The sequence below is a fragment of the Paraburkholderia sp. GAS42 genome (assembly GCF_050436565.1).
In the GTDB taxonomy this organism is placed as follows: Bacteria; Pseudomonadota; Gammaproteobacteria; order Burkholderiales; family Burkholderiaceae; genus Paraburkholderia.
The window spans coordinates 127406-149258 of the sequence record NZ_JBNDML010000015.1; the positions used below are offsets into that span (position 1 = coordinate 127406).

Sequence of the window (21853 nt, forward strand, 5' to 3'; positions counted from 1 at the left end):
AACGTTTTCGACAGAGGAACGACTGATGACCACCCTTCACTCACTCCACGCACACGCCCGTCGCCTGCTGAAAGCCACTGCGGCCGGCCTTGCGCTGACCAGCGCCGCCGCGCTCACCGCTTACGCGCCGGCCGCCCACGCCGACGCGATCGACACGATTGCCAAATCCGGCGTGGTCCGCGTCGGCGTTTTCATGGACTATCCGCCGTTCGGCTCGATCGGCCCGGACATGAAGCCGATGGGCTATGACATCGACGTCGCCGACCTGATCGGCAAGGCGCTCAATGCGAAGGTCGAGCTGGTGGCAGTCACCGGCGACAACCGGATGGCGTACCTCGCCGACCACAAGGCCGACATGCTGCTCTCAGTCGGCCAGACGCCGGAACGCGAGAAGGTCATCGACTTCTCGAAGCCCTACGCGCCGTACTATCTGGCCGTATTCGGCCCGAAAACGCTGGCCGTGAAGAACGCAAATGACCTCGCCGGCAAGTCGATTTCGGTTGCGCGCGGCACGCTGGAAGACCTGAGCGTCACCAAAATTGCCCCGCCGACGGCCACGATCAAGCGTTTCGACGATCCGAACGGTGCTATTTCTGCATTTCTTTCTGGTCAGGTACAGTTGATGGTGGTCGGCAACGACGTGGGTGCGACGATTCTCGCGCGTCACCCCGCGATCGATCCGGAGCAGAAGTTCGCGCTTTTCAGCTCGCCGGATCACGTCGGCCTCAACAAGAACGAGCCGCGCCTGCTGCAAAAGGTCGACGAAACGATCGCCAAAGCACGCAAGGACGGCACGATGAACGCGATTTCGCAGAAGTGGCTGCGCACGCCGCTGCCGGCTGATCTCTAAGCCGACAGCGGGGGCCCGGGCCGCTTCAGCTGAACCCGGGCCTTACCACACGATGACCAGCACCCCATGAGCTACGCGTTCGACTTCAGCGGCTTCGATATGTACGCGGGCATGCTTGCCCGCGGCGTCGGCGTCACCCTTGGGCTCACCGCCGTATCGACGGTGCTGGGCGGACTCGTCGGCATTGCCGGCGCGGGCATCAGCATCGGCGGCCCACGCTGGTCGCGTGCGGTTGTGGCGGCGTATGTGGAACTGATCCGCAACACGCCGTTCATCGTGCAGCTGTTCTTCATTTTCTTCGGTTTGCCGGGGCTCGGCATTCATATCGACGAAGTCTCGGCCGCGATTCTCGCGATGACGGTGAATCTCGGCGCATACGCCACTGAGATCGTGCGCGCCGGTATCGATTCGATTCCGCGCGGCCAGGTACAGGCGGCGATGGCGCTCGGTCTGCATGGACGTCAGGTGTTCAGGCACGTCGTGCTGCCGCAGGCCATTGCCAATGTGTTTCCTGCGCTGCTGAGCCAGGTGCTGATCGTGATGCTCGGTTCGGCGGTGGTCTCGCAGATTTCGGTGCCCGACCTGACCTACGCGGCGAACTTCATCCAGTCGCGCAATTTCCGTTCGTTCGAGAGCTACGTGATCATTACCGCGACGTATCTGTTCCTGTCGATCGCGTTGCGGCAGGTGATAAACCGTCTCGGCGCGCGCCTCTTCGCGGGACGTATGCCGCACTCGGCCAGCGCGCCGCGCGGGCTTTTCCGTATTCTGTCTGCGTGGCGCACGGCGCGCGCGTTGCCTTCGGAGCGTTCGTGATGATGGAATTTACGCTCTGGGATATCGGCCGCAATCTGCTGCTCGCGGCACGCTGGACGGTGCTTCTTTCGCTGATCGCGTTTGTATGCGGTGGCGCGGTCGGCCTGATCCTGCTCGCAGCGCGTGTGTCGCCGTTGCCGTGGATGCGGCGCGCCGTGTCGCTTTACGTCGAGCTCTTTCAGGGCACGCCGTTGCTGATGCAGCTGTTTCTGGCGTTCTTCGGCTTGCCGCTGCTGGGCATCGATGTGTCGCCGTGGGTGGCCGCGACTGTCACGCTCACGCTGTATACGAGCGCGTATCTTGCCGATATCTGGCGCGGCTGCGTCGAAGCGGTGCCGCGCGGCCAGTGGGCCGCCGGCGCGAGTCTCGGCATGACGCACGCCCAGCAGCTGCGCTATATCGTGTGGCCGCAGGCGCGCAAGATCGCGACGGCGCCGACCGTCGGCTTTCTCGTGCAGGTTGTGAAAAGTACGGCGCTGACGTCGATCATCGGCTTTGTCGAACTCACGAAAACCGGCACGATGATTACGAACGCGGTGTTTCGCCCGTTTCCGATCTACGGCATGGTCGCGCTGCTTTACTTCGCAATGTGCTTCCCGCTGACGTGGTATGCGCGTGTGCTTGAGCGGCGCGCTCGGGTTGGGCAGCATCGGTAGCGTTTTGCTGCTGCATCGCCTGAAGACCCCATGACTGAATGACTGAACGACAAAAGGCCACTGCGGTGATTTCCCGCAGTGGCCTTTTTTTACGAACCGCTAACCGCACCAGGCAGGCGTATTTAACGCGCCGCGTTAGTCGACTTCCGCAACTTCGCGACATCATCCGGCTGCACGGCAGGCGCGTTGTTATTCCAGCCTGCCCGGATAAACGTCAATACATCGGCGATCTGCCGGTCGTTCAGCACCGGCGCGTACTTCGGCATGGGATACGGCGCCGGAATACCATCCACCACCAGATCGCCAGTCCCGTTCAGCGTCACATTGACGAGCGACGACGCATCCTTCTCCAGCACGTTCGGATTGCCCGCCAGCGGCGCGAGCATGGGCGCAAAACCGCGACCATCGACGCCGTGACAGTGCATGCAATACGCCGTATAGACCTTCGCGCCCGGATCGTTTGCAGGCCGGTTCAGCGACACCTTCGTCGCCTTCGGGTCATACGCGTACTGCGCGCCGCCATAACCGCCTGACGCCGGCAGCGACTTCAGATACTGCGCCACGGCCTTGACGTCGGTATCGTTCATCGCCTGCGTACTGTTGTTGATCACGCTCGTCATCGAACCGAACGCTGAAGCATGCGCGTTCGCGCCGGTCTTCAGAAACGTGGCCAGATCCTGTTCCGACCAGCGCCCCAGCCCGACGTTATGTTCGCCAGTCAGGTTCGCGGCGAACCAGCCGTCGAGCAGGCCGCCCGTCAAAAACGCGCTGCCGCTTTCATCGAGCGCTTTCTCCTGGAACGCGAAGCCGCGCGGCGTGTGACACGATCCGCAATGCCCGAGGCCCTGAATAATGTAAGCGCCGCGATTCCAGACGACGTCCTTGCCTGGTTTGTCCTGATACACGCCGTTTTCCAGAAATACGATATTCCAGAGCTTCAGCGGCCAGCGCATGTTGAGTGGCCATTTGATGTCCGGTTCGCGATTCGCCTGTTTAACCGGCGCAACGCCGTTCATGAAATACGCGTAGAGCGCATGCGTGTCGTCGTTGTTCACCTTCGCATACGAAGGATAAGGCATCGCCGGATACAGGTTATGGCCGTCCTTCGCGACACCTTCCCGCATCGCGCGCGCGAAGTCTTCCTCTGTATAGCGGCCGATGCCCGTATCCGGATCGGGTGTGATGTTGGTCGTGTAGATCTGACCCATCGGCGTGTTCATCGGCAGGCCGCCCGCGAACGGCTTGCCGCGCGGCGCCGAGTGACACGCGACGCAATCGCCGAGCTTCGCCAGATACGCGCCACGTTGCACGAGCGCGTCGTCGGCGGCATACGCGGCCAGCGGCAAGGCGATGCCCAGCGCCGCGGATACAGCTTTGAGTGTGATGTTCATCGACGGTCTCCGGTCAGGCGGTTTGCAGCTGGCTGCCGACCGGCAATTGCCGGATCCGCTTGCCCGTCGCAGCAAAAATCGCGTTCGTCAGCGCCGGCGCGAGCGCCGCCGTACCCGGTTCACCGATGCCGCCTGGCGCTTCGACACTCTTCACGATGTGGACGTCGATCGGCGGTGTCTGGTCGATCCGCAGCATCCGGTAGTCGGTGAAATTGTTCTGTTCGACGCGGCCGTCCTTGATCGTGATTTCGCTGTACAGCGCTGCCGTGATCGCGAAGATCGCGCCGCCCTGCACCTGTGCCTCGACGGTGTCCGGATTCACCACCATGCCGCAGTCCACTGCACAGACCACGCGCTTCACAGCCACTTCGCCCTTGTCGACGGCCACGTCGACAACCATCGCAAAGAAACTGCCGAACGCGTGCATCACCGAGACGCCGCGCCCCTGACCTTGCGGCACCGCACTGCCCCAACCCGCCGCCTGCGTTGCCACGTCGAGCACGTTACGCGCGCGCGGTGAATGCCCAAGCAGATCGCGACGATATTTAACGGGGTCGACCTTGGCCTGCGCGGCGAGTTCGTCGACAAAACTCTCGACAACGAACGTACTACGCGTCGGACCGACACCACGCCAGAATGCCGTCGGCACCGCGTGCGGTTCCTGACGGACGTAGTCGACCAGCTGGTTCGGCAGATCGTACGGAAGATCGGCGGCCACTTCGACGGCATCGGGATCGAGCCCGTTCTTGAAGGCCGGCGGCGCGAAGCGCGCCAGAATCGACGAGCCCACAATCCGGTGCTGCCACGCGACCGGTTTGCCGTTCGCGTCGAGTCCCGCGGAGATCCTGTCGTAGTAGTACGGGCGGTACATGTCGTGCTGGATGTCTTCCTCGCGCGTCCAGACCACCTTAACGGGTACGCCGAGCTGCTTGCCGACCTTCAGCGCCTGGGTCGCCATATCGAACTCGAGCCGCCTGCCAAAGCCGCCGCCGAGCAGATGGTTATGCACGACGATCTTCTCTGCCGGCAGACCAGTGATCTTCACAGCCGTATCGACAATGCGCGTCGGCACCTGCGTGCCGAGCCAGATCTCGCAGCCATCGGGCCGAACATGAACCGTGCAGTTGACCGGCTCCATCGTTGCGTGCGCAAGGAACGGCTGCTGATACACAGCGTCGACGCGCGTTTTCGCGGACGGGAACGCGGTGTTCACGTCGCCTTCCTTGCGCGCCACCGCGCCCTCGCGCTGCGATGCGTTCGCGAGATCGTCGACGATCTGCTTCATCGATATCTGCGCACCCGCGCCTTCGTTCCATTTGATATCGAGTGCCTGCACGCCGCGTTTCACGGCCCACGTGTGATCGCCGACCACCGCCACACCGTTGTCGAATTTGACGACCTGACGCACGCCGGGAATCTTCCTTGCGTTCGTATCGTCGACGCCTGCAAGCGTGCCGCCGAACACCGGGCATGTTGCAATGGCCGCGTAGACCATGCCAGGTACGCGCACGTCGAGACCGAACACCGCCGTGCCGTCGACCTTTTCCGGCGAATCGAGTCGCTTCGCCGTGGTGCCGATCAGCTTGAAGTCCTTTGGATTTTTCAGTGTCACGTTTTGAGGCGCCGGCAATTTCGCGGCTGCGTCGACGAGATCGCCATACGCGATGCTGCGGTTGCTGGCCGCATGAACGACCTTGCCGGCCTGTGCATGACACGTCGAAGGATCGACCTGCCATTGTTGCGCGGCCGCGTTGATCAACACCACACGCGCGGTTGCGCCGGCGCGCCGCATCGGTTCCCACGCGTAACGGATCGATGTCGAGCCGCCCGTCAGCTGGCCGCCGAGCAGCGGGTCCATGAAGAGCTTTTCGTTCGGCGGCGCGTGATCGATCGTGACGCTGTCGAGCGGCACTTCGAGCTCTTCCGCGATCAGCATCGGGATGGACGTGTACACGCCCTGTCCCATCTCGACCTTCGGAATCACCAGCGAGACCTTGCCGGTCCGGTCGATCTGCACGAACGCGTTCGGCGCAAACACGCCCTCCTGCGGCGCTTCAATGCCATCGCCACCGATCACTGACCTGTGTGGCGGCTGGTCCTGACCTGCCGCTGGCAGACTGAAGCCAAGCAGCAGACCGCCGCCCGCCGCCGCGCCTATCGTCGCGCCGAACTTGAGGAACGTGCGGCGGGAAATACCATGCGCCTCTATTCCGCGCGTGTCGCCATTTTGTGCGTCGAGCAATCCTTGCGACATATCACGCCTCCTTCGCGGCTTGCTTGATGGCCGCGCGGATGCGGTTGTACGTGCCACAGCGACAGATGTTGCCCGCCATCGCGGCGTCGATATCGGCATCGCTGGGATTGGGATTCGACGAGAGCAGCGAGGCCGCGGACATCACTTGCCCCGACTGGCAGTAGCCGCACTGCACGACATCTAGCTGACGCCACGCGACCTGCACTTTCTTGCCAGCAGGCGTATCGCCGACGGCTTCGATCGTCGTCACCTTGCGATCGCCGACGGCTGCGACCGGCAACACGCACGAGCGGACCGCGACGCCGTCGAGATGCACAGTGCATGCGCCGCATTGCGCGATACCACAACCAAATTTGGTGCCGGTTAGCCCCACGAGGTCGCGCAACACCCAGAGCAACGGCATATCGGGCGGTGCGTCGACAGTATGAGCCTGTCCATTTATCGTAAGCGTTGTCATGAGCTGCTCCGGATTGTGGGGTTATTGTTTGAACGTAGACTGAATTCGCAATGGGCTGACGGAATTTATTCTGCCGGCCAGCGCTAATACAGCGCTATGCTGATGAACAGCGCAACTGGCGCTGAGAACGCATCGGCATAGCAACGAACAGCGATGAACGAAAGGGCGAAAAGATTGTAGCGCCGACTGAAATTACGTGTTGACCAGCTGCCAACACGTTTGCTGGCTTGCTGTCAGAATCGGCTGATGAACTGAAAGGAGAAGACGATGAACGAAGCGCGCGCGATTCAATTTCTGAATGCCATCCGCAAACCGCTACTGACACTGCACAAGACGATCCTCGACCACGAACGCGCATCGTATGAGAAAGAGTTTGGTCCGATCACGCCAGCGGCGTTTCTTCAGGTGCTGATCAACGGCTCGGGGTTTCGCTGGATTACGCCGCTCTCGACGATCATCGCGAACATCGACGAAGTCGTCGACGACAAGAAAGCGACGCCCGCGGATAAAACCGGCGCCGCGGAGGCTGTCGTTGCGCTGTTCGCACCCGGCGACCCGAATGCGATTTTTCTGCCGCGCTATCTGCCGCTGCTACAGATGAATCCCGACATGCTGCACGCGCATGGGCAGGTCGCGCAGTTGCTGCGCGAAGTGGCGGAGAAGTAGCGCGCGCCAGTCGTTATGCGAATGCAGCCACGACGATACGCGCGGCGTCGGCGAGCACGTCGCTGCGCGATTTCGCGTCCTTATCGTTCTGCGTGAAGTAAGTCACAAGGACGATCGGCGGCTTTGCGGGCGGCCACAGCACGGCGACATCATTGGTTGTACCGTAATCGCCCGTACCTGTCTTGTCGATCACGTCCCAGCCTGCTGGAACGCCCGCGCGAATACGTGCCCCGCCCGTTGTGTTCGCACGCATCCACACCTGAAGCTGGTCGCGTTGCGGTGCGCCCAGCAGATCACCCAGTGCGAGCCGCTGCACGCTTTGCAGCATCGCGGCGGGCGTCGTCGTATCGCGCGGGTCGCCCGGGATCGCCGTGTTCAGCTCCGTTTCCCAGCGGTCGAGGCGGAACGTATCGTCGCCTGTTGAGCGCGCGAACGCCGTGACGGCTGACGGACCGCCCACAATCCTCATCAGCAGGTTCGCGGACGTGTTGTCGCTATAGTCGATGCCAGCCGCGCAGAGTTCGGCGATGGTCATGCCCTCGTCGACGTGCGTCTCCGTTATCGGTGAATACGCGACGAGATCGGCCTTCGTATACCGGACGCGTTGTTGTAAAAAGCCCGGCTCCTTCGCGCTGCGCGCGAGGATCGCGGAGACGATCATCACCTTGCACGTGCTGCATAACGCAAAGCGTTCGTCCGCGCGATGAGCGAGCTGCGCGCCATTCGCCGTATTCAATGCCGCGACGCCAAGGCGTCCTCCTGATGACGCTTCGAGCGCCGCAAGCTTTGCTTCGGGCGAAGAGGCTTTAGACATATCGGTCGCCCATGAAGAACAGGCAGCGATGAAGGGCGTGGATGCAGCCGCGAGCAGCAGTACGCGACGGGAGGGCGAATGAGTCATCGTTGGATTGATCGTGTGAGGTTTGCCGGGACAGTCATGCGTGCGATTCGATTGCGCGACCCTCTGGAAGGTTCCGCGTTATCGAACGGTATGGTTGCTGTCTTTGAGGGCCACCTGATCCCGAATATCCTCACCATTAGGTTTTCGATCTGACGCAGACGAAATGCATGCATTCCATCGAGGAAAGGATGTTTATCTATTGACAATCCCTTCCTCATGCACTTCGCACGGTGCGAAAACCCCTTATTTCAGGTGCTTTTATGCATCGTTCGTTGATCGGCGTCGCCTTGCATCGTCCATCGCGCAAAAATGCATCGCTTGTTGTTGCGATTGTTTCCACACCTGACTTGATCAACGGTGAGGTTCTGCGGGAGGCGTTTTTATCGCGTTGCGTTGCTGGCCGTCGCGAATGCAGTGGCCGGAAGATCCGTTGTCACCACAACGAACGGCCCCGGCAAGCGATTTGCCGGGGCCGTTTTACTTTGCGCTAACGCGTCAGAGCGTGAGCGGAACGTTGCGGCTAGCCCCGCCCTTGCGGCAGGTAAGGCATCGGATCGACGGGCTTGCCGTCATGACGCAACTCGAACAGCACCGACACGCGCGTATTGTTCTCATTCCCCATTTCAGCGATCTGTTGTCCCTGATGCACGACGTCGCCGGTTTTAACGAGCAGCTTGCGGTTGTGCGAGTAAGCCGTCAAAAAGTCCTTGTTGTGCTGGACGATGATCAGACTGCCGTACTCGTTGAGCCCTGTCCCGGCGTACATGACCTTGCCGTCCGCGGCGGCCCGCACTGGATCGCCGGCCTTGCCCGCGATCTCGATACCGCGCGTTTCGCCCGCCTGGAACGGCTCCACGACGGCGCCCTGCGCCGGCCACGCCAGCGCGACACTCTTTGCAGCGCGTGCAGTCTGCGCGGTCATCTGACGCGAATCCGCCGAACCTGCCGACGCACCCGAACCGACCGGTTTGCCATTCGCCGCGACCGTGATCGTCACAGTCTGCTGCGTGACGATACGCAGCACCTGGCCTTTCTTCACGTGCGCTGACGGCTTCATCCGGTTCCAGGCCAGCAGGTCCTTCACGCTGCAATTGTTCTTCTGCGCGATACCCGCGAGCGTGTCGCCGCGCTTCACGCGGTAGGGGGTTGTCTTCGTCGTCGTGACGGTGCGGCTCGTCACCGCATCGCTTGCAGCCTGTTGCGCCTGCGCCGCTGCATCGGATGCCGCTGTTGCCGCGGCTGCCGCAGCCTGAGCGTCCGAAGCCGCGTTATCCGCTGAAGCGCCCTGCTGTCCAACATTCGCACAGCCGCTGATCGCGACGGCGATCCATAACCCGGCGAGGCCTGCCCTTGTCCTGTCGAAGCGACTTCTCAACATGTTCGACTCCTGCGTCTTTCAATGGCCAGGCTTTTCGTACGTTGCGCAGAAGGCATGCATTCACGTACTGGCGTCTTGCGCAGACCGCAGCGACGGGAGACTCACATCGTTGTGTCCGCAACCAGCTCGCACCAGTCAGCACATGAAGCACCTTCTCACTCTCGCAACCGGGACACATTCCTCATACAAAAAGGGCCAGATTTATCGATTAAATTTCACGCAGCATTGTAATGGCCGCATCACAATCTGCGCGCTCCCCAAACAACTCGATACAAATGCTTACGAAGGGAATCTTTCGGCCGGTTCGCATCGACACCGCGCGCGACATAGGCGCGACTGGCGGCAATGACCGGACGTGGGGTGCGATCGTAGCCCCGTGACTCGTCCAGCACGGTGCAACCGCTCAGGTTTGGAACCCTCCTGGCTACTAGCACGACCGCATCTTCTTAACGGCAGCGTGCGCGCGAAACTTGAGGCACAGCGTGGATACGCGCGGCTGTCAGCTGTAATATTCGCCCGCGTATTTCACGTAACCGACGGGATGATGGGTGAAATGCAGCACCGGCAGCACCGGGTTGGTGTTGTCCTGGGTCGGATAGGCGCTGGCTTCGGGAATATATTCGCCCTGCACTTCGATCGGCTGGCCAGCCTCGAGACCGGGAATTTCCTGATTGAGACCTTCGGTGTCACCGAAACGCACCGCGACGAACACTTCGGTGCCCGTCAGATTCTGCTGGCCGCCCTCGAACTTCACGACCGTATCGATCTTCATCACGAAGTGTTGATGATTGGCGCCGTTGTGATTTTCGGGTTCGGCGAAAACGCGCGAGATCGTTCCTTGAACGCAGGCTAACGGCGCGCCCAGCGAGTAGACGAAACGGTGATGCGGAAGAATCTGCGTGGCGCGATTGCTCATGATGTTCTCCTCGGCGTGGCCTGTGGCGGATATCGTGACGAGATGGCGGCGCACAAACCGGACCCGCGTGTCCGGGCCGGTCGACATGCGCGCGATATCATTTGAGCAGCCTTACGCGCGCGAGTTTCAACGCACGCGGAATCGACCGCTATCTGAACGGAGACATCGTGCAAACCTTCGAATCGAAAACGATCAGCGTGCGCATTGAACGGAGCGCGCACGATGTCTATGACTTCACGGCATCGCCTGCTTCGTTCGCGCGCTGGGCGTCGGGGCTTGGCAAGCCACTACGGGAAGAAGGTGCGGTGTGGGTGTTCGAGGGACCCGAAAGCCCGGTGAAAGTCCGCTTCAGCGAACGTAATGCATATGGCGTGCTCGATCATCATGTGCTGTTGCCCGACGGCAGCGAAATCTATATTCCGCTACGCGTGATCGCGAACGGCACAGGCTGCGAAGTGCTGTTCACGTTATTCCGTCCGCCCGGCATCAGCGGAGAAAAATTCGACGCCGACGCTCAATGGGTCGCGCGCGATCTGAACACGCTGAAAGCACTGGTCGAAGCATCGTAAGCCAGAGACTTCCGCACTCACGCACTGACGTATTTACGCGCGCACGATCGTCACGCCCAGCGCTTCGAGCGGCGCAGTCAACGTAACGGGCGTCTCCTTCTCGACGACGATCGCGCTCGCGGCCGCGATCTCCGCGATCATGCAGGCCGAGGCCGCGTTGAGCTTCTCCGCCGACGCCAGCACGATGGTCTCTGCCGCGCGCGCAGCCAGCGCGCGCTTCACATAGGCCTCTTCGAAGTCACCCGTGCTGAATCCTGCCTCGGGATGCACGCCCGTCACGCCCATGAAATACAGATCCGCGCGGATATGACTGAGCGCTTCGATGGCGGCCGCGCCGACGGCTACCATCGAGTGCCGGAACAACCTGCCGCCAATCAGGATCACGTCGAGCGCAGCATGATCCGCCAGTTCGACCGCGACACTCGGGCTATGCGTGACGATCGTTGCCCGCAGGTCGCGTGGCAGATTGCGCGCGAGTTGCACGGCCGTCGTTCCGCCATCGATGATCGCGATCTGCCCGGGCGCGATCATCTGCGCGGCGGCCTTGCCGATCGCCGCTTTCGCCGTTGATCCGATGCCCTGTCGCCCCGCGAAATCCACCGCGGCCGGCGACGATGGCAACGCGCCGCCATGCACGCGCTGCAGACGCCCTTCGGCTGCAAGTTCACGCAGATCGCGGCGCACCGTGTCCTCCGATACGCCGAACGCGGCGCTCAACGTTTTGGCGACAACCTGGCCATCGCGGGCAAGCGCGTCCAGGATCAGCTGTTTTCTTTGCGAAGTGAGCATGGGAGTTGAATACACGAAATTACTTGTTTTTGCACGAACATGCACGATATCATGGTTTTCAAAGGTAATCGATCGGTCTGAACGGAAATTCCATGAACGAAACTGCCGACCGCGTGCGGATCGTCGACGTTGAAGTGCTGTCCGACGACTGGTACGTCCTGAAGAAAACCACGTTCGATTTCCAGCGTGCCGACGGCAGCTGGCAGCGTCAGAGCCGCGAAACCTACGACCGCGGCAACGGCGCGACCTTGCTGTTGTACGACCCGGAGCGCGCTACGGTGGTGCTGACGCGGCAGTTTCGTCTACCGGTTTTCGTCAACGGCCACGACGGCATGCTGATCGAAGCGCCGGCCGGTTTGCTCGAAGCGGCGTCGCCCGAAACGCGGATTCGCGCGGAGGTCGAGGAGGAGACAGGCTACCGCGTACACGACGTGCGCAAGGTCTTCGAGGCTTACATGAGCCCCGGATCGGTCACCGAAAAGCTGTTCTTTTTCGTCGCGCGATACGATCCTGCGTCGAAGGTCAGCCAGGGTGGCGGGGTTGCCGGCGAAGGCGAAGACATCGAGGTACTGGAACTCACGATCGACGAGGCGCTGGCGATGGTCCGGCGCGGCGATATCGCCGATGGCAAAACCATCATGTTGCTGCAGTACGCTGCGCTTCATCTGTTCGCACGATGAGCGGCGGTTGCCGCGTCTGACGCGCGGCAACCCGTCGCCATCGCGTCGGTCAGCGTGATTCAATGCGCGCCGCGTTCGCTATCGAGATGCACCATCTGCGCCTCGTTGTAGCGCGTCCCGGCGACGGCTTCAGGCGGAACCGCGGCTTCGATCGCAGCCAGTTCGCCCGGTTCCAGTTTCAATCCAGCGGCAACGATCGCATCGGTCAACTGCGCCCGGCGACGCGCGCCAACGAGCGGCACGATGTCGTCGCCACGCGAAAGCGCCCACGCAATCGCGATCTGCGCCGGGTTGCTGCCACGTGCCTCCGCAATGGTCCGCAGCGCTTCGACGAGCGCGAGATTGCGTTCGAGGTTTTCACCCTGAAAACGCGGGCTCATGCTGCGAAAATCGCCCTTGCTGTTTTCGCGCGATGCCGACCACTTACCGCTCAGCAGCCCACGCGACAGCACGCCATACGCGGTCACGCCGATCCCCAGTTCGCGACAGACCGGCAGAATCTGCGCCTCTCGCTGAGCAGTCTATTCAAACCTGTTAACATCGGCCAGTTGCGCAACGTGGTGGAACCTCCGCCGCGCCGAGGAACTTCCGCCACCACCACCGGTCAGTCCTACCAGTCCCGCAGCGGGTTTCCCTTTTCGCCTGCCCAACCGGCCTCGCGTCGCGCGCCTTCGCGGCAGCGCATGCGATATCGGCTCCCCCATTCAGCAAACCTCGCGCTGCCAGCCATGCGTCAAGCATGCGTCTGCGCGAGGTCGTTCTGGCAATACCTATGCAAACGTCGCAACCCCGTCTCGTCGAGCTCGATTTTTTCCGTGGGCTCGTGCTGCTCATCATCGTCGTCGACCACATCGGCGGCAGCATCCTGTCGCGCTTCACGCTGCACGCGTATGCGCTGTGCGATGCTGCAGAAGTCTTCGTGTTTCTCGGCGGCTTTGCGACCGCCACCGCGTGGGCTGCGCTCGCGGAGCGGCGCACGGACGCCATCGCACGCAACCGCTTCCTCAAACGTTCGCTCGAGATCTACCGCGCGTTTCTCGTGACTGCGGGCCTGATGCTGCTCGTCAGCGCAGTGCTCGTCGCGTTCAGTATCGATGCACCGAATCTCGCCATCAACGATCTCGACGACCTGATCGACGCGCCGCTCGAGGCGCTTGGCGATATCCTGCTGTTCCGCCGCCAGCCGTATCTTGCGTCGGTGCTGCCCATGTACGCGTTCTTCGCACTGATGGTGCCCGCCGTGTTGCCGCTCGCGCGCAGCAAGCCGTGGCGGCTGCTCGCGGGCAGCGTCGCGTTGTGGGCGTGTGCGCCGCATCTGGCCGGCTGGCTGCCGGGTGTCGAAGACACACCATGGGATTTCAATCCGCTCGCGTGGCAACTGCTATTCGTGCTGGGCGTGATTGCGCGCTGCCAGCCGGTCTATCAGCGTATCAACGCGCATCGCGCGGGCGGGCTCGTCACGATCGCGGCCGCGTGCGTGGTCGGGGCGGCTGCGTACTACAAGCTCTTCGTCGAAACCGCGCCGCTCGACCCGAGCTTCAAACAGAATCTCATGTGGCTGCGGGCGGTGAACTTTCTGGCGATCGCGTGGCTGGTCGCGAGGCTGGTCCGCACGGGTTGGGTGGGCAAGGTCGCGCAGCGGCTGCCATGGATCTGCCTGATCGGGCGCAAGGGCTTGCTGTGTTTTGTCGCCGGGACGGCGATTTCACTCGTCGTCGATTCGCTGCTGTATCACGCGACGGACGGCCTGCTCGATGTTCCGTTCGGTCTGGTCGCCGACGTGATCGCGGTCGGCTCGTTGCTGCTCGTCGCGCAGGCGTCTGGGCCGGTTTCGCGCTTCATCACGTTGCGTCCGAGCCGTCGCCAGGCGGGCGCAACGAGCGTCACCGGCGTACCCAGTCGTTCCACAGCACCATCAGCACGGTCATCAACGCCGGGCCTATAAAGAGTCCGAGCAGGCCGAACGTCTCCGCGCCGCCCAGAATGCCGAACAGCACGAGCAGAAACGGCAACCGCGTCGAGCCGCCGATCAGCACCGGCCGCACGAAATGCTCCGCGACAAACACGACGACGAAACCGATCACTGCAAGCCCTATCGCCGCTGGGACCGAGCCTTGCGCGAACAGCCATAGCGCCGAGCCGCAGAACACGATTGGCGCGCAGAACGGCAGCATCGCGGCGACCGCAGTGATCAGACCCAGCAGCGCCGCATGCGGAACACCAACGAGCGCATAGACAACGCCCAGCAGCGCGCCTTCACCGAGCCCGACCACCACCAGGCCTGTCACCGTGCTGCGCACTGCGCCCGCCATGCGCTGGATCAGCTGCGCGCCATCGGAGCCGAACGCCCGCCGCGCGCCCTTCAGCATCGTGTCCGACAGCCGCGGGCCGGCCTGCAGGATCATGAACAATGTGATGAGCATGAAGCCGAACACGACGAGGATATGCACGGCGCGCTCACCGAAATGTCGTCCATAGGTGAGCACAGTCTGGCTGTGCAGGCCCTTCATCGCCGCCGAATCGCGCAGCGGCTGTTCGAGATTCGTTTTCCACCACATCGTGATCTGCTGCACGCCGAACGGCAGATGCTCGATGAAGGCCGGTACCGGGATGCCGTTTTCCTGCGCATCGCGGAACCACGCGAGCAGGTTTTGCGCCTCGCTGACGGCCTGAGCAATGCCAAGCCCGACCGGGAGCACCACCAGCAGCGAGATCGCAGCCGTGAACACGAATGCAATCGCCGTCGTGTGGCCCTGGAACTGGGGGTGACGCTCCACGTGTGTCAGCAGCGGCCACAGCGCAATCGCGATCACGCTGGCCCAGACCACTGCGGGAATGAACGAGCGCACGATCCACAACGCAAGCAGCACCAACGCCACGTAAAGTACCTGCAGCCCCACTTTCTGGGCTTTCTGGCCGCTGGATTGCGGCTCGGGCGAAGCGGGCGGACGCTGGATCATGAGACCTCAAAACTTGAATGGTAACGGCGCACGATGCGGCTTGAAGGGACGAAGCCCCCGGAGCGCATCGCACGAAGCGATCCCGCATCTTAAAGGAAGCTAAACGCTGGGCGTCGAACGGCTGGCAACCGGCCCCGACATGGCTCCCTGATATGGCTCCTTGATATGGCTCCTTGATATGGCTCCTTGATATGGCTCCTTGATATGGCGTCCACAGTGCCACCCGCATGTCGCGCGCCGAACAACACTGCGTTGCAAAAACCCGCGCTATCGGCTGCGACGGGCGTCCAGCTGCGTTGTTTCGTGCCACAAGCCGTTTTCCGCCCCATTATTGCTAATCCTGGAACGGTGTTTCTACGGACGCACAATGTTCTTCTTGCGCGCGCGGGACTACATTCGGCACACCACACAACGGGAGCCGACCATGCAGACCATAGCGTCCTTACCTCTGAGCGGAACAGAAGGCGTACGCATTGAGATTCTCGAGCGCTCCGACACGACGCTGGTCATTCGCTGGGTCGAGCCGGGACGCTGCCACTACGGCGAGCAGCGCTGGCGTCGCCGGTCGGCACATACGTCGGGCACCTGCGCGCTGTCGCGCAGCAAGATCCGTCGTGGCGACGCCGTCTTCAAACCGGCTGAGCGTCCCGCGCCATCGAACGCAGCGGCGATGATTTCCGCCGAGATTCTCGGCAACCTGCTCGACGCCTGATCCGGATCGATCTACGCCTTCGAAGAAGGCAAGCCGATCACGCGCCCACGATACGTCGCGCGCTGCTGGTTGGCCTGCGACTGCGCCAGCACGAGCGCACGCACGCGGGCCTCGATATCGTCATCGAATGCGACGGCCTTCGGGCCTGATGTATCGACGTGCAGCAGCATCTGCTCGCCGGCTGCCACGGGTGCGTCGCGGGCATCGGTGAACATCTCCAGATAGATATGCAGCCGCTTCGCATCGTGCGCGAGCACGCGCACCTCGACGCGTAGCGGCGCGCCCTCCTTGATCTCGTGCAGATAGTTGACGTGCGCTTCGAGCGTGTAGATCGACCGTCCGCGCGCCTTTCGGGTCACGTCATCGAGACCTATCCGGTCGATCAGCACATCGGTCGCGAAACTGAAAATCAGCAGATAGAACGCGTCGCGCAGATGGCCGTTGTAGTCCACCCATTCGGGGCGCACCTTATCGCGGTAGACAATGAGCGGCGTTTCGTCTGGCATGGGGTTTCCGTGTGCTGGCGTTGAGGCTGCCGGGGAATGCGAGCCCGGCAGGGCGTGACGACTGACCGGCGGCAAACCCACCGCCCGGCATGGACATTCTGCCACCCGATGCCCCAAGCAGTCGCATGAACCGATGCGCCGGCGCATCCTGCGTGCCCGCGCCCGCGCCCCGCCGCTTCGCAGACGCCCACCACTGTGATTGCGGCAAGCGCCCGTGTGCGGTACCGTGAGACGAATCCGCGGCGCCAGGCAGAGGAACTGGGTCATTACGCTCATGGTGCGCGCGCCGCACACCGCGTTACAACATCCGCGCAACGCCATTTGGGACGGGACCATGGCTGAAAACGATCCGACGCTATCGATTGCTCCGCAGCAATTCTCCACCGACGTCATGCTTGAAAAGTACGCCAAGGGCGACGAGCAGACGGTCGGCGACGTCTACCGGCGCGTCGCGCGCGGCGTGGCGTTGGCAGAGCCCGAAGCGCTGCGCCCGGTAATCGAAGCGCGCTTCGTCGACAACCTCCTGCACGGTGCGCTCGGCGCCGGCCGTATCATGAGCGCGGCGGGCAGCGGCATCGCCGCCACGCTGATCAACTGCTTCGTGCAGCCGGTCGGCGATTCGATTCAGGGCGTCGATGAAGCAGGCCTGCCCGGCATCTACGTCGCCCTGTTGCAGGCCGCCGAAACCATGCGGCGCGGCGGTGGCGTCGGCTACAACTTTTCTGCGATCCGTCCGCGAGGCGCGCGGGTTCATACCACCAGTTCGTCAGCCTCCGGGCCGTGCAGCTATATGGATGTGTTCGACGCGTCGTGCCGCACCGTCGAAAGCGCAGGCTCGCGACGCGGCGCGCAGATGGCCGTGCTCGACTGCGACCACCCTGACCTGCTCGAATTCATTGAAGCCAAACATTCGAAGGGACGCTGGAACAACTTCAACGTCTCGGTCGCCGTGACGGACGACTTCATGCGCGCGGTCGAAAACAACCAGCCGTGGCAGCTCGTGCATCGCGCCGAGCCTTCGCCCGCGCTGCGTGCCGAACGCGATCTGCAGCAACGCGACGATGGCTACTGGATCTATGCAGAGAAACCCGCGCGCGCGATCTGGGACATGATCATGCGGTCGACCTACGACGTCGCCGAACCGGGCGTCGTGTTCATCTCGCGGATGAATGAGGACAACAACCTGCGCGCGGTCGAAACGATCCGCGCCACCAATCCGTGTGGCGAGCAACCGTTGCCGGCATACGGCTGCTGCAATCTCGGGCCGCTGAACCTGACGCGTTTCGTCAGCGATCCGTTTGCGCAGATGCATGGCGGCACGCCTTCGTTCGACTGGGAAGCGCTCGCCCAACGTACGCGCACGCAGGTGCGCTTTCTCGACGATGTGCTCGACGTCACGCTCTGGCCGCTCGTCGAGCAACGCGACGAAGCCGCCGCGAAACGTCGCATCGGCGTAGGTCTGACGGGTCTTGGCGACACGCTGGTCATGCTCGGCCTGCGCTACGACGCGCAGGAAGGTCGCGATTTCGCAGCGCGTGTCGCGCGCTTGATGCGTGACGAGGCGTATCGCGCGTCGGTCGAACTGGCGAGCGAGCGCGGGGCGTTTCCGCTGTTCAATGCAGCGCAGTATCTGGAGGATGGCACGTTCGCCTCGCGCCTGCCCGACGACATCAAGGACGCGATCCGTCGTCACGGCATCCGCAACAGCCATCTGCTTTCGATCGCGCCAACGGGCACCGTCAGCCTCGCGTTTGCGGACAACGCGTCAAACGGCATCGAGCCCGCGTTCTCGTGGACGTACACGCGCATGAAGATCATGGCTGACGGCAGCCGCCAGCAGTTCGCGGTCGAGGATCATGCCTGGCGTCTCTACCGCGAACTCGGCGGCGAGGTGAGCGCGCTACCCGAATACTTCGTCAGCGCGCTGGAAATGTCCGCGCGCGACCATCTCGACATGATGGCCGCGGTGCAGCCCTTCGTCGACACGTCGATCTCGAAGACCGTGAATGTCCCGGCCGATTATCCGTTCGATGATTTCGAAGGCCTCTATTTCGATGCGTGGAAACGCGGCCTGAAAGGGCTCGCGACGTATCGCCCGAACGACACGCTCGGTGCGGTGCTGAGTGTGTCGCCCGCCGAAGCGGACATACCGGACGACACGCTCAGTGCAGCCGATCTCGATCCGCTGCGCGTGACGATCGATCATCGTCCGAAGGGCGAATTGCCCGCGATCATCGAAAAGGTCGAGTACCTGACGCAGATGGGCAAGAAGTCGCTTTACGTGGCGGTGTCGTTTATCGAAGTGACCGGACGCCTGAATGGCAAGGAAGTCACGATCGAGCGGCCGATCGAATTTTTCATCCCGGCCGGGCAACGCGATGAATCGCAGCAATGGATTACGGCGACGATGCGCTCGCTTTCGCTGGCCGCGCGTGGCGGCTTCGTCGCACGCAATCTGCAGGACATGCGCAAGGTTTCGTGGGATCGCGGCCAGGTGCGGTTTGGCGAGGTCCAGCATCCCGACGGACATCGTTCGCCGCGCTGGCATGACTCCGAGGTCGCGGCGTTGAGTTATGCGATCCAGCAGATTCTGCACCGTCGCGGTTTTCTCGACCCGGAAGGCAATCAGGTGCCTGCGCGTGTACTGGCCCGTTTGCCGCGCGGACACATGGTCGAAACCGCACACGCGGCCAGTGCGGATGAAACGCCTGACGAAATCCGCAGCGAAACCAGCGGCCCCGAACTCGCGCCCACGATGCTCGGCAGCAAGTGCGAATACTGCGGCGCCAATGCGGTCATCAGAAAGGATGGCTGCGATTTCTGTACCGCGTGCGGGGAAATCGGGGCGTGCGGCTGAGCGAGAAAAGCGTGAAGCGCGCGTCAATGTGCGACTAATGGCGGTTTTCCCACAGACTGGATTTGACGGTCTGTCATCCTGTTCACTCGGATGTGCTGTGTTGGGAGATCGCCATGTCGGTATATGTTGATGAAGCTTTCAGGCCGTGCGTCACGGAGTGCGCAACGGTGGCCTTTCGTGTGTGCTTTGACGATCGCGTTCAGGTTTTCGAAGTGAGTGCTGAAGCACTGATGACGTACTGCGGCGCAGCGAGCAGACGCCGCACCGACCTCCTCGTGGCGTTCGAAGACGCCCTGTGCGCGATTCTGAAAGTGGCGGAACACAGAAAGTCCTTCAAACCGACCGAGCCTGTGCGACTGGGCCTCGACGAATTCAAAACCGTTCTGCATTAGCCCACGAACGCGGCGCCGGCACATGCGCCGCAAGGTCCAGAAGGCGCCCTGTTGCCCGCTTTGCTCGTTTATGATATGTTTTGCTCGATTGTGATTGATTCATCCACCGGGCAAACGGGCAAGACATGCAACGAACACGACAGGACGCAATCGACGGGCTGCTTCCCGAGGAACGCGAAAGGCTGATTCTGGAGCGGCTGCGCGCGCAGGGCCGGGTGCTGGCATCCGAACTCGCTGCCGAACTTCAGACGTCTGAGCACACGGTCCGCCGTCACCTGCGCGATCTCGCCGGCGCGGGACATTGCAAACGGGTCTACGGCGGCGCCCTGCTCACTTCGCCGGCGGGCATTCCGGCATCGACTCGCATGCGTGAAGGCGTCGATCGAAAGGCGTGCCTCGCCCGGGTCGCGGCGTCGATCGTCCGGGAGAGGCAGATCATTTTGCTGGACGCCGGTTCGACCAACGTCGCGATCGCTGAAGCGCTTCCGGACAATGCGGATCTCACGGTTGTCACCAACTCGGCCGAGGCCTGCGTACGCATGCAGGACCGGCCGGGATTCGATGTCATTCTGATCGGCGGGCGCGTCGGTCGGCGCGTGGCGGGTTCGACGGGCGCCACCGCCTTGCTCCAGATCCAGCAGATCAGGGCCGACCTGTGCTTCCTCGGCGCGTGCGCGCTCGACCCCACCGAAGGCGTCGCGGCATTCGAAGCCGAAGATGCCGAACTCAAACGGGCGATGGTGAAAGCGAGCGGGCTGGTCGCCATTGCCGTCACCTCGGAGAAGTTGATGACCGCCGCGCCTTATCTTGTTGCGCCAGCATCGGCCGTCGATTATCTGATCGTGGAATCCGGGCTCTCCGCCGACCGGCTGGCCAGCCTCGAAGCGGCCTGCGACACCGTGATGGTTGCACCATGATGAAGCCAGTCAGGGAGCGGATCGCCACCCTCGCGGTGTTTCTCGCCAATGGATTCGGGATTGGCGCCTGGGCCGTCGAAGTCCCGCGTATCAAGGAGAGCCTTGCGCTGAGCGATGCCGCGTTAGGGATCGCGCTGTTCGCCTTTGCGCTCGGCGCCATCGTCGCGATGCCGCTTGCCGGGCGGCTCGCGCCCCGGTTCGGAAGCGGCCGGGCTACTGCACTGCTCGGCGCGGCGTTCGTCGTTGCGCTGCCGCTACCGGCGCTCGTGCCCAACCTCGCTTTGCTCTGCTTCGTGCTCCTCGCGCTGGGCGCGGCGAATGGTGCGCTCGATGTATCGATGAACGGACACGCGAGCACGATCGAAACGAAGTGGAAGTCGCCGATCATGTCCTCGTTCCATGCGGCGTGGAGTGCGGGCGGCCTGCTCGGTGCCGCGACCGGCGCAATGATCCAGAAATGGAGTGTCGGCATTATCGGCGGTCTGGTGCTGCCCGACGTGTTCATCGGCGGACTTGTGCTGATCGCTGCCGTTATCGCGCTGCGGGACCTCGGACCGCGTGCGGCCGCGCCCCCTGCCAGCGGATTTGCCTTGCCCAGTGCAGGTGTGATGAAGCTTGCTGCGCTCGCCTTCCTTTGCATGATGGTCGAAGGCGCAGTGGCTGACTGGAGCGCCGTGTTCCTGCGCTCGACGCTGAGCGGCGAGGCCAGCATTGCCGCACTCGGCTACTCCGCGTTTGCATTCTCGATGGCGGCCTGTCGTGTTATCGGCGACGTGTCCGTCCATCGGTTCGGCTCCAGCAAGGTGGTTGCCATCGGTGGTCTTGTGGCGGCAACCGGGCTCGCCCTGGTGCTGGGCCTGCCCAATGTCCTGACCGCCTGCGTGGGATTCGCGCTGGTCGGCGTGGGTCTGGCCAACATCGTCCCGGTCATCTTCAGCGCAGCGGGCCGCTCGACGCTGACGCCCGCGATCGGTGTGTCGATGGCGGCCACTGCAGGCTACGCGGGCTTTCTGGTCGGTCCGCCATTGATTGGATTCGGCGCGGGCTTCCTCGGGTTGCGAATGGCGCTATGCGTGCTCGTCGTGGCCGCACTGATCGTGTGTCTGGTCGGCGGACGGGCTGTCCGCAGCGACGGGATCGCGGCAACGGCGAGCTAGCGTATCGGCGAGCGGAAAAGCCCGGGCGC

The 21853-nt window shown here is 62.8% G+C and carries 21 protein-coding genes and 1 pseudogene; 12 read left to right on the plus strand and 10 right to left on the minus strand.

The features are described 5' to 3' along the window. The first annotated feature begins 25 nt into the window (after nucleotides 1–25). From P3T16_RS22130 to P3T16_RS22140, 3 genes are all read left to right on the plus strand, one after another. Nucleotides 26–850 carry a transporter substrate-binding domain-containing protein gene (locus P3T16_RS22130; protein ID WP_429257391.1) on the plus strand — a complete coding sequence of 275 codons (825 nt, stop codon included), beginning with the start codon at nucleotides 26–28 and terminating at the stop codon, nucleotides 848–850. A gap of 66 nt (nucleotides 851–916) precedes the next feature. Next, nucleotides 917–1666: an amino acid ABC transporter permease gene (locus P3T16_RS22135; protein WP_429343862.1), complete on the plus strand. Its 750-nt coding sequence runs from the start codon at nucleotides 917–919 to the stop codon at nucleotides 1664–1666. Continuing rightward, complete coding sequence (locus P3T16_RS22140) at nucleotides 1666–2322, plus strand: amino acid ABC transporter permease (protein WP_429343925.1); 657 nt, start codon at nucleotides 1666–1668, stop codon at nucleotides 2320–2322. Before P3T16_RS22135 ends, P3T16_RS22140 begins: the two co-directional genes overlap by 1 nt. A 122-nt stretch (nucleotides 2323–2444) precedes the next feature. On the opposite strand, the gene P3T16_RS22145 is transcribed toward P3T16_RS22140, so the two are convergent. Genes P3T16_RS22145 through P3T16_RS22155 form a run of 3 tightly spaced genes read right to left on the minus strand, consistent with a single transcriptional unit; the run spans nucleotide 2445 to nucleotide 6424 of the window. Further along, nucleotides 2445–3713: a c-type cytochrome gene (locus P3T16_RS22145; protein ID WP_429343863.1), complete on the minus strand. Its 1269-nt coding sequence runs from the start codon at nucleotides 3711–3713 to the stop codon at nucleotides 2445–2447. 13 nt (nucleotides 3714–3726) lie between these two features. Next, on the minus strand, nucleotides 3727–5967 hold the full coding sequence (locus P3T16_RS22150; RefSeq protein WP_429343864.1) for a molybdopterin cofactor-binding domain-containing protein: 2241 nt from the start codon (nucleotides 5965–5967) through the stop codon (nucleotides 3727–3729). 1 nt (nucleotide 5968) lies between these two features. Next, on the minus strand, nucleotides 5969–6424 hold the full coding sequence (locus P3T16_RS22155; protein WP_429257387.1) for a (2Fe-2S)-binding protein: 456 nt from the start codon (nucleotides 6422–6424) through the stop codon (nucleotides 5969–5971). 267 nt (nucleotides 6425–6691) lie between these two features. Between P3T16_RS22155 and P3T16_RS22160 the strand changes: the two genes are divergently transcribed. Next, nucleotides 6692–7090 carry a hypothetical protein gene (locus P3T16_RS22160; RefSeq protein ID WP_429257386.1) on the plus strand — a complete coding sequence of 133 codons (399 nt, stop codon included), beginning with the start codon at nucleotides 6692–6694 and terminating at the stop codon, nucleotides 7088–7090. A 13-nt stretch (nucleotides 7091–7103) separates the two neighbouring features. Here the strand turns inward: P3T16_RS22160 and bla are convergent, their stop codons facing one another. The 3 genes from bla to P3T16_RS22175 form a co-directional block, all read right to left on the minus strand. Beyond that, nucleotides 7104–7991 carry a class A beta-lactamase gene (bla, locus tag P3T16_RS22165; protein WP_429343865.1) on the minus strand — a complete coding sequence of 296 codons (888 nt, stop codon included), beginning with the start codon at nucleotides 7989–7991 and terminating at the stop codon, nucleotides 7104–7106. A 520-nt stretch (nucleotides 7992–8511) separates the two neighbouring features. After that, a complete protein-coding gene (locus tag P3T16_RS22170) occupies nucleotides 8512–9369 on the minus strand; it encodes a peptidoglycan DD-metalloendopeptidase family protein (RefSeq protein ID WP_429343866.1) in 858 nt (285 codons plus the stop codon). A 499-nt stretch (nucleotides 9370–9868) separates the two neighbouring features. Further along, complete coding sequence (locus P3T16_RS22175; RefSeq protein WP_429343867.1) at nucleotides 9869–10285, minus strand: hypothetical protein; 417 nt, start codon at nucleotides 10283–10285, stop codon at nucleotides 9869–9871. A gap of 101 nt (nucleotides 10286–10386) precedes the next feature. On the opposite strand from P3T16_RS22175, the gene P3T16_RS22180 reads away from it, so the two are divergent. Then, a complete protein-coding gene (locus tag P3T16_RS22180) occupies nucleotides 10387–10854 on the plus strand; it encodes an SRPBCC family protein (protein ID WP_429343868.1) in 468 nt (155 codons plus the stop codon). 33 nt (nucleotides 10855–10887) lie between these two features. Here P3T16_RS22180 and P3T16_RS22185 read toward each other — a convergent pair whose 3' ends face one another. Further along, nucleotides 10888–11643 (minus strand): DeoR/GlpR family DNA-binding transcription regulator, encoded by a 756-nt coding sequence (locus P3T16_RS22185; RefSeq protein WP_429343869.1) that lies wholly within the window; start codon nucleotides 11641–11643, stop codon nucleotides 10888–10890. Between the two features lie 92 nt (nucleotides 11644–11735). On the opposite strand from P3T16_RS22185, the gene P3T16_RS22190 reads away from it, so the two are divergent. After that, nucleotides 11736–12323: an NUDIX domain-containing protein gene (locus tag P3T16_RS22190; protein ID WP_429343870.1), complete on the plus strand. Its 588-nt coding sequence runs from the start codon at nucleotides 11736–11738 to the stop codon at nucleotides 12321–12323. Between the two features lie 59 nt (nucleotides 12324–12382). Here the strand turns inward: P3T16_RS22190 and P3T16_RS22195 are convergent. Continuing rightward, nucleotides 12383–12832: pseudogene (locus P3T16_RS22195) on the minus strand (aldo/keto reductase); the annotation flags it as partial. Nucleotides 12833–13095: 263 nt separating this feature from the next. Here P3T16_RS22195 and P3T16_RS22200 point away from each other — a divergent pair. Then, nucleotides 13096–14268 (plus strand): OpgC domain-containing protein, encoded by a 1173-nt coding sequence (locus P3T16_RS22200; RefSeq protein WP_429343871.1) that lies wholly within the window; start codon nucleotides 13096–13098, stop codon nucleotides 14266–14268. Here the strand turns inward: P3T16_RS22200 and P3T16_RS22205 are convergent. Continuing rightward, nucleotides 14207–15283: an AI-2E family transporter gene (locus P3T16_RS22205; RefSeq protein WP_429257377.1), complete on the minus strand. Its 1077-nt coding sequence runs from the start codon at nucleotides 15281–15283 to the stop codon at nucleotides 14207–14209. The genes P3T16_RS22200 and P3T16_RS22205 overlap by 62 nt on opposite strands. A gap of 424 nt (nucleotides 15284–15707) precedes the next feature. Between P3T16_RS22205 and P3T16_RS22210 the strand changes: the two genes are divergently transcribed. Then, a complete protein-coding gene (locus tag P3T16_RS22210; protein WP_429257376.1) occupies nucleotides 15708–15995 on the plus strand; it encodes a DUF3331 domain-containing protein in 288 nt (95 codons plus the stop codon). Nucleotides 15996–16006: 11 nt separating this feature from the next. Here P3T16_RS22210 and P3T16_RS22215 read toward each other — a convergent pair whose 3' ends face one another. Beyond that, on the minus strand, nucleotides 16007–16501 hold the full coding sequence (locus P3T16_RS22215; protein ID WP_429343872.1) for a thioesterase family protein: 495 nt from the start codon (nucleotides 16499–16501) through the stop codon (nucleotides 16007–16009). A gap of 334 nt (nucleotides 16502–16835) precedes the next feature. On the opposite strand from P3T16_RS22215, the gene P3T16_RS22220 reads away from it, so the two are divergent. From P3T16_RS22220 to P3T16_RS22235, 4 genes are all read left to right on the plus strand, one after another. After that, complete coding sequence (locus P3T16_RS22220) at nucleotides 16836–19358, plus strand: adenosylcobalamin-dependent ribonucleoside-diphosphate reductase (protein ID WP_429343873.1); 2523 nt, start codon at nucleotides 16836–16838, stop codon at nucleotides 19356–19358. A gap of 113 nt (nucleotides 19359–19471) precedes the next feature. Beyond that, entirely contained in the window at nucleotides 19472–19750 is a 279-nt protein-coding gene (locus P3T16_RS22225; protein WP_429343874.1) for a DUF1488 family protein, read from the plus strand. 125 nt (nucleotides 19751–19875) lie between these two features. Beyond that, nucleotides 19876–20667, plus strand: coding sequence for a DeoR/GlpR family DNA-binding transcription regulator (locus P3T16_RS22230; RefSeq protein ID WP_429343875.1), 792 nt, complete (start codon nucleotides 19876–19878; stop codon nucleotides 20665–20667). Then, nucleotides 20664–21824: an MFS transporter gene (locus P3T16_RS22235; protein ID WP_429343876.1), complete on the plus strand. Its 1161-nt coding sequence runs from the start codon at nucleotides 20664–20666 to the stop codon at nucleotides 21822–21824. The genes P3T16_RS22230 and P3T16_RS22235 overlap by 4 nt, the downstream gene beginning before the upstream one ends. Nucleotides 21825–21853 lie beyond the last annotated feature (29 nt).